Source organism: Phenylobacterium sp., from assembly GCF_025351295.1.
Lineage (GTDB): Bacteria > Pseudomonadota > Alphaproteobacteria > Caulobacterales > Caulobacteraceae > Phenylobacterium.
The window spans coordinates 1-9,476 of sequence record NZ_JANXWD010000101.1; the positions used below are offsets into that span (position 1 = coordinate 1).

Genomic DNA, 9,476 nt, shown 5'->3' on the forward strand with positions numbered 1-9,476 from the left:
CACCGACAACACCGCGCTGGCGCCGCTCAACATCGACGTGGAGCTGGCCCGCTACATCTCCTGGCCGGGCCAGGCCCTGGCCTACAAGGTGGGCCAGCTGAAGATCCTGGCGCTGCGCGACCGGGCCAGGGCGAAGCTGGGCGACCGCTTCGACATCCGCCGCTTCCACGACGCCGTGCTGCTGGCAGGGCCGCTGCCGATGGACCTGCTGGAGGCCCGGGTCGACGCCTGGATCGCGTCGGAGTCGAGCCACTGAACGGGCGCGTCAACCCATCTGAACATTGATTAGAAATAATGATGCAACCGGTCAGGGGTCATATATTATCTGGCGTAACAGAGATTTCGGGACGGGACCTGACGCGGGCGGACAGCTCGAAAACGGCCCTTGGGAGGTTTTTCTATGACGAAGGCGATCGTTTACGCCTTGGCCACCACGGCCGCGACCGCGCTCCTGTTCGGCTGCACCACCGACGGCCCGGCCCCGAACGCGCTCTCCGCCGGCACGCCCACGGCGGCGGTCGAGACGGCGACCACGGCGATGCCGAAGACCATCGACAACTTCATGCTGGCCGACGCCAGCTACATGGGCCACGAGCTGTATCGGATGAGCGATGCGAAGGTCATCGTGATCGTCACCCAGATGAACGGCTGCCCGATCGTGCGCAACCTGGCGCCGGCGCTGAAGGCGCTGCAGGCCAAGTACGGGCCGCAGGGCGTGCAGTTCCTGATGCTGAATTCGTCCCTCCAGGACAGCCCCGAAGCCATCAAGGCCGAGGCCGCCGACTACGGCATCGACATCCCGATCCTGAAGGACAGCAACCAGTTGGTCGGCGAGCAGCTGGGCGTGACCCGCACGGCAGAGTTCTTCGTGGTCGATCCCAAGACCTGGAAGGTCGCCTATCGTGGCCCGCTGGACGACCGGCTGGACTACGGCTCCCAGAAGGGCTCCGCCGAGCATCCCTGGGCTTCTGACGCCATCGAGGCGGTGCTGGCCGGCCATCAGGCCCTGGCCGCCACCAAGATGAGCCCGGGCTGTCTGGTCGACTTCCCCGGCCGGGGCAAGGTGGCGCAGATCTCCTATGCCAAGGACGTCGCCCCGATCCTCGAGAAGAAGTGCGTCGCCTGCCACGAGGAAGGCGGCATCGGCCCCTTTGCGATGACCAACTACGACATGGTCAAGGGCTTCTCTCCGATGATCCGCGAAGTGCTGCGCACCAAGCGCATGCCGCCGTGGAATGTCGACCCGCACATCGGCAAGTGGGCGGACGACAAGAGCCTGAGCCCGGCCGAGATCCAGACCGTGGTCCACTGGGTCGAACAGGGCGCGCCGCGCGGCGACGGGCCCGACCCGCTGGCCCAGAAGCGCCACGTCGCCCAGCAGTGGCCGCTGGGCAAGCCGGACCTGGTGCTGGAAATCCCGACTTACACCATTCCCGCCTCCGGCGTGGTCGACTACCAGCGCCCGATCGCGGTCAATCCGCTGACCGAAGGCCGCTGGGTCAGGGCCTCGACCTATGTGGTCAGCCAGCGCCAGGCGGTGCACCACCTGCTCAGCGGCTACATCGCCGAGGTGCCGAAGGACGGCAAGGGCAACGAGGACCGCTGGGGCGCCTCCATGGGCGGCTATGCGGTGGGCGCCGAGTCGACCCTGTGGCCCAGGAACGTCGGCACCTACCTGCCGCCGGGCGGCGCGGTCGGCTTCCAGGCCCACTACACCCCCTACGGCAAGGAGGTGACCGACAAGTCCTTGCTGGGCCTTTACTTCTACAAGGACGGCCAGAAGCCGGGCCTGGTGATGCATTCCTCGGTGGTGGTGGACAACACCATCAAGATACCGGCGGGCGAGGCGCGCCACGAGGAGACCGCCTACATCAACGTGCCCAAGGACATGCTGCTCTATTCGGCCTTCCCGCACGCCCATTACCGCGGCTATGCCTCGGACTTCTGGGTGCAGTATCCGGACGGCACGAAGAAGGAGCTGCTGGCCATGCCGCGCTACAACTTCAACTGGCAGCGCGAATACACCTTCGCCGAGCCGCTGAAGATCCCGGCGGGGTCGAAGCTGATCGCCCACTACTGGTACGACAACTCCGCGCAGAACCCGAACAACCCCGACCCGAAGAAGACCATCGTCTGGGGCGACCAGTCCTGGGAGGAGATGTTCTACACCGCCATCCGCTACCGCTGGCTGGATGAGACCTCCGCCAAGCTGGTCGACTACGACCGGCTGATGGACCAGACCCGCCTGCTGGGCATGTTCGACGACAACATGGACGGCGTGATCGAGAAGGCCGAGCTGAAGGGCGAACTGGGCGACAAGCTGGCCCCGTACTTCGCCCAGATGGACCAGGACAAGTCCGGCGCCATCAGCAACGACGAGCTCATGGCGGCCCTGAAGGTGATGAGCGGCGGACGGCGGCGGCAGGAGGCGCAGCAGGCCCCGGCGCCCGCGGCCCCGCCCGCCGCGCCGGCAGCCGTCAGGCCCGGCGGCGGTCGCTAGTTGGCATTGGGTGCGCGCCCCGGCTAGACAACGGCCGGGGAGACACCGATGCGCCTGCTGATCCACGAACGGTCTTACGCTCGCGTGCGGGCCGCGGTCGATGCGGCGCCGGCCCTCGAGCTGGTGCTGATCGACGACGACGGCCACATGACCGTGGCCGGCGCGCCGGTGACGCCGGATGAGGCGGCGCCCGACCTCGCCTGGGCCAACACCGATACCTTCTTCACTGGCGCCGGCCGCAACTTCATGGCCGCCACGCTGAAGTCGCCGAACCTGAAGTGGGTGCAGAGCGGCGCGGCCGGGTTCGACAATCCGGCCTTCGGCAAGATCGTGCAGAAGGGCGCGCGCCTGACACCAGCCACGGCCAGGCGGTGGGCATGGCCGACTATGTGATGTGGGGCGTGCTGGACGTGCTGCAGCGCGGGCCCGAGCGGCGCGCCGCCCAGGCGGCCGGCGAATGGTCGCGCACCACCTTCCGCGAGATCGCCGGCACGCGCTGGACCCTCGTCGGCTTCGGAGCCATCGGGCGCGGCGTCGCGGTGCGCGCCAAGGCGTTCGGCGCCCACATCACCGGCGTGCGGCGCAATCCGGCGGATGACCCTGTCGCGGACCGGATCGCCGCCCTGGCGGACCTGCCGGGCCTGCTGCCGGACACGGACGTGCTGGTGCTGTGCGCGCCATTGACCCCGGAGACCCGCCACATCGCCAATGCCGCCGCCTTCGGCCGCATGAAGCCGGGCTCGATCCTGGTCAACGTCGGCCGCGGCCCGCTGGTGGACGAGCCGGCCCTGCTGGCGGCGCTGGACAAGGGCGCGCCGGCGCATGCGGTCCTCGACGTCTTCGAGACCGAGCCGCTGGCGGCCGACAGTCCGTTCTGGACCCATCCGGCCGTTACCCTGACGCCGCACTCTTCCGGCATGAGCGCCGGCAACACACCCCGCAACGACGTGATCTTCGTGGAGAACCTCCGCCGTTTCCTGGCCGGCGAGCCGCTGGAGAATGAGGCGACGGCCGCCGAGGTCCTGGCGGCCAGCTGAGCGTGTCGGCCCTCAGTCCTCCCAGAGGCCGTCGCCGCCGCTCTTGCGGTTGAGCATGCGCACGGCGCGTTTGATCACCGCCAGGAGGCGGTCCCGGCGCGCGGCCTCGTCGTAGGTCATGGCCCCCTTGGCCAGGCCCTCCAGCAGGAACCGGCCCAGATCGCGGCTGGTCTGGAACCGGGGGTCGGCGCCGGCCTGGACCATGGCCCCGAAGCGGTCGCCGCCCAGCTGGGCGTGGTCGAAGGCGCTGCGCGCGCCCTCCAGCCGATGGCTCAGCATCGGGTCGGTGCGGGCCGCCGCCTCAAGCTCCGCGAAGGCCAGGAACGGCAGTTCGTGCAGCAGCGACCAATAGACGTCGATGGCATGCTCGGCGGCATCCACCCCGGCCACGGCCGGCGCCGAGGCCGCCTTCTCGAACAGCCGGGCGCGGTGCAGCTCGATATGGCCGACGGCGGCCTCCACCAGCTCCTCGCGGGTGGCGAAGTGATAGAGCATGGCCCCGCGCGTCAGCTGGGCCGCATCGGCGATCACGGCGTTGCTGGCGGCGTGATAGCCGATCTGGGCGAACAGGCGCATGGCCGCGTCCAGGATGCGCGCGCGCGTTCGTTGCGACTTCGGCGTCGCTTTCGCCGGATAGGTGCGCGCGTCCATCGGACCCAATCTACAGCGACCTGGGGAGGGCCTGCTCCTGAGCGCAATCCCTAGCCACATAAGGGATCGCCATTCCAGGGCTTACGCCTGAGAGGGGTGCGACGGATGCGGCCTGTCCAGCGATTGGGCGCCACTGTCATGCGATTGGCGCCGGATTGATGTAACGCGGGCATGCGTTGACTTGGGCTTCGAACTCATGACAGTGCGACTGTCATGAAAACCCCCCTGCCGAATCTTCGTGAGCGCCAGCGCGAGGAAACCCGGGCGCAGATCCTGCGGGCCGTCGGCCACCAGCTCGAGACCCGCTCGCTGGAGGACCTGAGCTTCGCGGAGATCGCCCGCGACGCGGGGGTCGGGGAGCGCACCGTCTATCGCCACTTCCCCACCAAGGAGGCGCTGCTAGGCGCCTTCTGGGCCTGGATGCAGAGCGAGGCGTTCGGCCAGCCGGAGCGGCCTAAGCCGGCGCGCTCCGACCGGCGGCTGCGCGAGGCGATCACCGCGCCGCGCGATTCGCTCCGCCCCATGCGCATCCTGGTGGCCACCGACGCCTGGGAGCCGCAGGTCAACGGCGTGGTCCGCACCCTGACCCGCGTGGTCAGCGAGCTGCAGGAGATGGGCCACACCGTCGAGGTGATCCACCCCGGCCAGTTCAAGACCTTCCCGCTGCCGACCTATAACGAGATCAAGGTGGCGATCGGGGTCTACGAGCCGGTGCAGGAGCTGTTCAAGGCCTTCGAGCCCGAGGCCATCCACATCGCCACCGAGGGCCCGATCGGCCTGGCGGCGCGGCGCATATGTGTGGAGTGGAAGCTGCCGTTCACCACCAGCTACCACACCCGGTTTCCGGAATATGTCTCGGCCCGGCTGCCGTTGCCGCTGGCCGCCGGGTACGCCTACATGAAGTGGTTCCACAAGCCGTCAGGCCGGCTGATGGTGGCCACGCCCACCATGCGCGAGGAGCTGGCCCGCCACGGCTTCCGCAACATCTCCGCCTGGTCGCGCGGGGTGGACACCGAGCACTTCCGTCCGCGGCGCGACGAGGAGCCGGACCTGTTCGAGGGCCTGGCGCGGCCGGTGTTCCTCTATGTGGGCCGGGTGGCGGTGGAGAAGAACATCGAGGCCTTCGTGGCGCTGGACCTGCCCGGCACCAAGGTGGTGGTGGGCCCCGGGCCGCAGCTGGAGGACCTGAAGACCCGCTATTCCCAGGTGGTGTTCAAGGGGCCGAAGTCGGGCGAGGAGCTGGCGGCCCACTACGCCTGCGCCGACGTCTTCGTGTTCCCCTCGCTGACCGACACCTTCGGCCTCGTGATCCTGGAGGCCATGGCCGCGGGCACGCCGGTGGCGGCCTATCCGGCGCCGGGCCCCATCGACCTGATCCCGGGGTCCGGGGCCGGCACCCTGGCGCTGACGGCGACCGAGGGGCTGCGCGAGGCCTGCCTGCAGGCCCTGGACCTGGACCGCGGACGGGTGCGGGCCTTCGCCGAGACCTTCTCCTGGCGGGCCTGCGCGGAGGACTTCGTCAAGAACCTGCAGCCCTATCCCGAGCCGGAGAAGACCCGGTTCTGGCGGCGGCTGCGGCGGCTGGCGCGGGTGCGGCGCCGGCGGACCGAGGCGGCCTGAGCCGCGGTTGTATGACATTTTTATGACATTGGGATTGGCTTAGGCCGAAACCGTGCGTAAACCGCGCGGCTCTAACGGCCGGTCCGTGGCCGAATCGCTAGGGAGCTCCGAGACACTGGCGATGGGCAAGACGCGCGACAGACTGCGCCCGGAACCTGACCGGGAGCCCCGCACCCAGTACGCGGCCCTGCCCTGGCGCAGGCGCGCCGACGGGGCGGTGGAGGTGCTGGTCATCACCTCGCGCGAGAGCCGCCGCTGGGTGATCCCCAAGGGCTGGCCGATGCAGGACAAGGCGCCCGGCGAATGCGCCGCCCAGGAGGCCTTCGAGGAGGCAGGCGTGGTGGGCGCGCCGGGCCGCAAGACGCTGGGGACCTACCACTACGACAAGCGCCTGCGCTCCGGCCGCCTGCAGCACGTCCGGGTGCTGGTCTATGGCCTGGAGGTCCGCGAGGAACGCGACATCTGGCCGGAGATGACCGAACGCGACCGCAACTGGACCACCGCCGCCGAGGCGGCCGGCCTGGTCGACGAACCGGAACTGAAGTCCCTGCTGACCAGGTTCAAGAGCTGATTTCCTCGGGGCCGCGCTCCGCGCGCGCCTACAACAGCCGGCTGCGCATGGCCTGGGACAGCAGGTCGATCAGCGAGACCGCCACGATGATGACGATGATGATCGCCGAGAGCTGGTGGTAGGCGAAGGCGTTCAGCGCATCGAACAGCAGCTGGCCGATGCCGCCGGCGCCGATCAGCCCCAGCACCGTGGCCGAGCGCGAGTTCGATTCGAAGCGGTAGAGCGCATAGGAGGTCCACAGCGGCGCCACCTGCGGGATGACCCCCCAGGTGATCTCGTGCAGCCGCGTGGCGCCGGTGGCGCGGACGCCCTCGACGGGGCCCTTGTCGATGGACTCCACGGCCTCGGAGAACAGCTTGGCCAGCACCGCCCCGGTGTTGATCGACAGCGCCATCACCCCGGCGAACGGCCCCAGACCCACGGCCACCAGGAACAGGGTGCCCACCACCAGGTCCGGAACCGAGCGCAGCAGGTTCATCAGCAGGCGCATTGGCTGCTGCACCCAGGGCGGCGAGACGTTGCGCGCGCAGGCCAGGCCGAACGGCACCGCCAGGATCACCGCCAGGGCCGTGCCCCACATGGCGATCTGCACCGTCAGCCACATCTTGGCGACGTAGACCTTCCAGTCGGTGAAGTCGGGCTTCAGGAACTCGGCGCCGAACTGGCGCATGTTGTCGGAGTTGGTGAACAGCTTGGTGGCGTTCTGCATCTCCACCGGATGGAAGCTGAACAGCAGCACCAGCAGCAGCCCGCCCCAGACGACAACGTCCGGCGCGCGCTGGGTCAGGGTCCGGCTGGGGGCCGCGGGAATGGCGGCGGCATCGCTCATTGGGCGGCCGGTTCCTTGGCGCGCTGCTGGTCGGCCGAAGCCTTGATCTTGTCGAACGCGGCCTGGGCCGTGGCGATCTTGCCGGCGTCCTTCGAGCGGTGGGCCGCGGCCAGGTCCTCGGCGGCCTCCATCTCGCGCACCGGGTCGAGGTAGGAGTTGTCGGCCGGCTTGAAGCCGCCATAGGCCAGGCCCTTCAGCACCGCCCGCTGCTTATCGCCCACCGCGTCGGCGCCGGTGCCGTAGGTCAGGAAGAACTGGCGGATCTTCTCCTTCAGCGCCGGGTCGAGGTCCTTGCGCACCACGATCGAGGACTCCGGCAGCGGCGGGGAGATCCAGATCGGCGCTTCCAGCTTGTCGGCGGTGGCCGGGTTCTCGCGGCGCAGGAAGATCAGCCCCACGGAGTTGTTGGTCGCGACGTCCAGGACGCCGTTGGCAACCGAGAAGGCGTTGGCCTGGTGGCTGGCCGAGCGCACGGCCTTGAAGCACTTGGCCGGGTCGATCCCCTTGGGCGTAAACAGATAAGCCATGGGGGCGAGCGTGCCCGAGGTGGACTGGGCGTCGCCCATGCCGAAGGTCAGCGTCCGGTCGCAGGCCAGCAGCTTCTCCAGCGTGATCCCGCTGCCCTTCCTGACGATGATCACCGACTTGTAGGTGGCGTCGCCGCCCGCATCGACCACCCGGCCCAGCACCTCGGCGTCGGCCCGCTTGATGGCCGACAGCGCCGGGGCGGCGGAGAACCAGCCCACCTGCACCTGCTTGAAGCGCATGGCCTCCACCAGCGAGGTGTAGTTGGGGGCGAAGTAGGGCTTCACCTTCACCCCGATCTGGGCCGACATGTCGTCCAGCAGTGGAGTCCACAGCGGCGCCATGGAGGCCTGGTTCTCGGCCGACAGGATCGAGAAGGTCAGCTCCGTGGGCGCGCCGCCCGCGGCCGGCCGGGCCTCCTGCTTCCCGCAGGAAGCGAGGGCCAGGCTGGCGGCGATCAGGGCCGCGCCGAGCAGATGGGGGCGGTTCATGCAGGAGCTCCTTCCCAGAACACGTCCTCGAATTCCGGGCCGTAGATGTCGATCAGCTGTTCGGTCTTCAGGGCCTTGGCCGGGCCGTCGTAGACCACCTTGCCGGCCTTCAGCGCCACCACGCGGTCGCAGTAGCGCAGCGCGTAGTCGACCTGATGCAGGGTCACCAGCACGGTCAGGCCGTCGCTCTTGTTGAGGTCGCGCAGGATCTCCATGACCTTGCGCGCCGAGACCGGGTCCAGCGAGGCCACCGGTTCGTCGGCCAGGATGATCTTGGCCTTCTGCACCAGGGCGCGGGCGATCGCGCCGCGCTGCTGCTGGCCGCCGGAAAGGGTGTTGGCGCGCTGGGCCGCATAGTCCGCCAGGCCGAAGCGATGCAGGGCCGCCATGGCCGCCTGCTTGGTCTCCGCCGGCCACAGCCCCAGCAGGCCGCGCCAGAACGGGATCCGCCCCAGCGAGCCCAGGGCGACGTTGGAGAACAGGCTGAGCCGGCCGACCAGGTTGAACTGCTGGAAGATCATCCCGATCCGGGTGCGGGTTTTGCGCACATTGGAATCGATCCGCCCGTCCTGCTGCACCGGCCCGCCAAAGGCGGTGATCACGCCTTCGCCCTTGTCGATGGTCTGCAGGGCGCTGATCGAGCGCAGCAGGGTGGACTTGCCCGACCCGGACGGCCCGATCAGGGCGATCATCTCGCCCTTCCTGACGTCGAGGGAAACCCCGCCGAGCGCCTTGCGCTGACCGAACGTCTTGGAGGCGTTCCGTATCGACAGAACCGCGGCGTCGGACATGGGGGCGGCCGGAACTTTCCCGAGTGAAGGCCTGGGCTTCATGGCACGCCGCGCGCGCCTCGGTCTAGCGCGCGAACGCGCCGCAGCGCGACCGCAGGAGGCTGATCCGACGGCGCATGGCTTTTCGAGCGGTCCGCAGCCCGTTTCACGGGCGCTTCACGCCGTCGGATGGGCGGGCATGGCGCGCGGGCCTATCCGGACGCGCGCAAAGGCCGGTCAGCCGGGGGTGGGGGCGACAACTTTGGGGACGCCATCTCCAACGCGGGCCCGGCCTCGCGACCGGCGCCCGCATGGGCCGAAGCCTTAAGGACCGCGGCCTTATACCAATCGCCGCTGACGCTGACTCAGGGGATTCCCTTGAGGGCCGAACAGTGATTCACGCTGGTTGTCCGAGAGGAGGGCGTGATGGGCTCTGTGGTGGTGTTGCGGGAGGATTTCGACGCGGTGTCGGTTCGCCGGCT

General features: G+C 69.1%; 10 protein-coding genes and 1 pseudogene. 7 read left to right on the forward strand and 4 right to left on the reverse strand.

Going from position 1 to position 9,476, the window contains the following annotated elements; all coding sequences use genetic code 11:
- From Q0R13_RS14210 to Q0R13_RS14225, 4 genes are all read left to right on the forward strand, one after another.
- Positions 1–256 (forward strand): DUF885 family protein (locus Q0R13_RS14210; protein ID WP_293905011.1); only part of this gene is annotated, 256 nt, incomplete at its 5' end.
- A 144-nt stretch (positions 257–400) separates the two neighbouring features.
- Positions 401–2,500 carry a redoxin domain-containing protein gene (locus Q0R13_RS14215; protein WP_293905013.1) on the forward strand — a complete coding sequence of 700 codons (2,100 nt, stop codon included), beginning with the start codon at positions 401–403 and terminating at the stop codon, positions 2,498–2,500.
- 48 nt (positions 2,501–2,548) lie between these two features.
- Entirely contained in the window at positions 2,549–2,893 is a 345-nt protein-coding gene (locus Q0R13_RS14220) for a hypothetical protein (RefSeq protein ID WP_293905015.1), read from the forward strand.
- On the forward strand, positions 2,878–3,537 hold the full coding sequence (locus Q0R13_RS14225; RefSeq protein WP_293905017.1) for a D-2-hydroxyacid dehydrogenase: 660 nt from the start codon (positions 2,878–2,880) through the stop codon (positions 3,535–3,537). Before Q0R13_RS14220 ends, Q0R13_RS14225 begins: the two co-directional genes overlap by 16 nt.
- 12 nt (positions 3,538–3,549) lie before the next feature.
- On the opposite strand, the gene Q0R13_RS14230 is transcribed toward Q0R13_RS14225, so the two are convergent.
- A complete protein-coding gene (locus tag Q0R13_RS14230; protein WP_293905019.1) occupies positions 3,550–4,188 on the reverse strand; it encodes a TetR/AcrR family transcriptional regulator in 639 nt (212 codons plus the stop codon).
- A 213-nt stretch (positions 4,189–4,401) separates the two neighbouring features.
- On the opposite strand from Q0R13_RS14230, the pseudogene Q0R13_RS14235 reads away from it, so the two are divergent.
- The 3 genes and pseudogenes from Q0R13_RS14235 to Q0R13_RS14245 all read left to right on the forward strand — a co-directional run.
- A pseudogene (locus Q0R13_RS14235) lies at positions 4,402–4,584 on the forward strand (helix-turn-helix domain-containing protein); the annotation flags it as partial.
- Between the two features lie 126 nt (positions 4,585–4,710).
- On the forward strand, positions 4,711–5,808 hold the full coding sequence (locus tag Q0R13_RS14240) for a glycosyltransferase family 1 protein (RefSeq protein ID WP_293905029.1): 1,098 nt from the start codon (positions 4,711–4,713) through the stop codon (positions 5,806–5,808).
- Between the two features lie 121 nt (positions 5,809–5,929).
- On the forward strand, positions 5,930–6,379 hold the full coding sequence (locus tag Q0R13_RS14245) for an NUDIX hydrolase (RefSeq protein WP_293905021.1): 450 nt from the start codon (positions 5,930–5,932) through the stop codon (positions 6,377–6,379).
- Positions 6,380–6,407: 28 nt separating this feature from the next.
- Here Q0R13_RS14245 and phnE read toward each other — a convergent pair whose 3' ends face one another.
- Genes phnE through phnC form a run of 3 tightly spaced genes read right to left on the reverse strand, consistent with a single transcriptional unit; the run spans position 6,408 to position 9,015 of the window.
- Entirely contained in the window at positions 6,408–7,208 is an 801-nt protein-coding gene (gene phnE / locus Q0R13_RS14250) for a phosphonate ABC transporter, permease protein PhnE (protein WP_293905023.1), read from the reverse strand.
- Positions 7,205–8,224, reverse strand: coding sequence for a phosphate/phosphite/phosphonate ABC transporter substrate-binding protein (gene phnD, locus Q0R13_RS14255; protein ID WP_293905025.1), 1,020 nt, complete (start codon positions 8,222–8,224; stop codon positions 7,205–7,207). Before phnD ends, phnE begins: the two co-directional genes overlap by 4 nt.
- Positions 8,221–9,015, reverse strand: a complete 795-nt coding sequence (gene phnC, locus Q0R13_RS14260; protein WP_293905027.1) for a phosphonate ABC transporter ATP-binding protein — start codon at positions 9,013–9,015, stop codon at positions 8,221–8,223. Before phnC ends, phnD begins: the two co-directional genes overlap by 4 nt.
- Positions 9,016–9,476 lie beyond the last annotated feature (461 nt).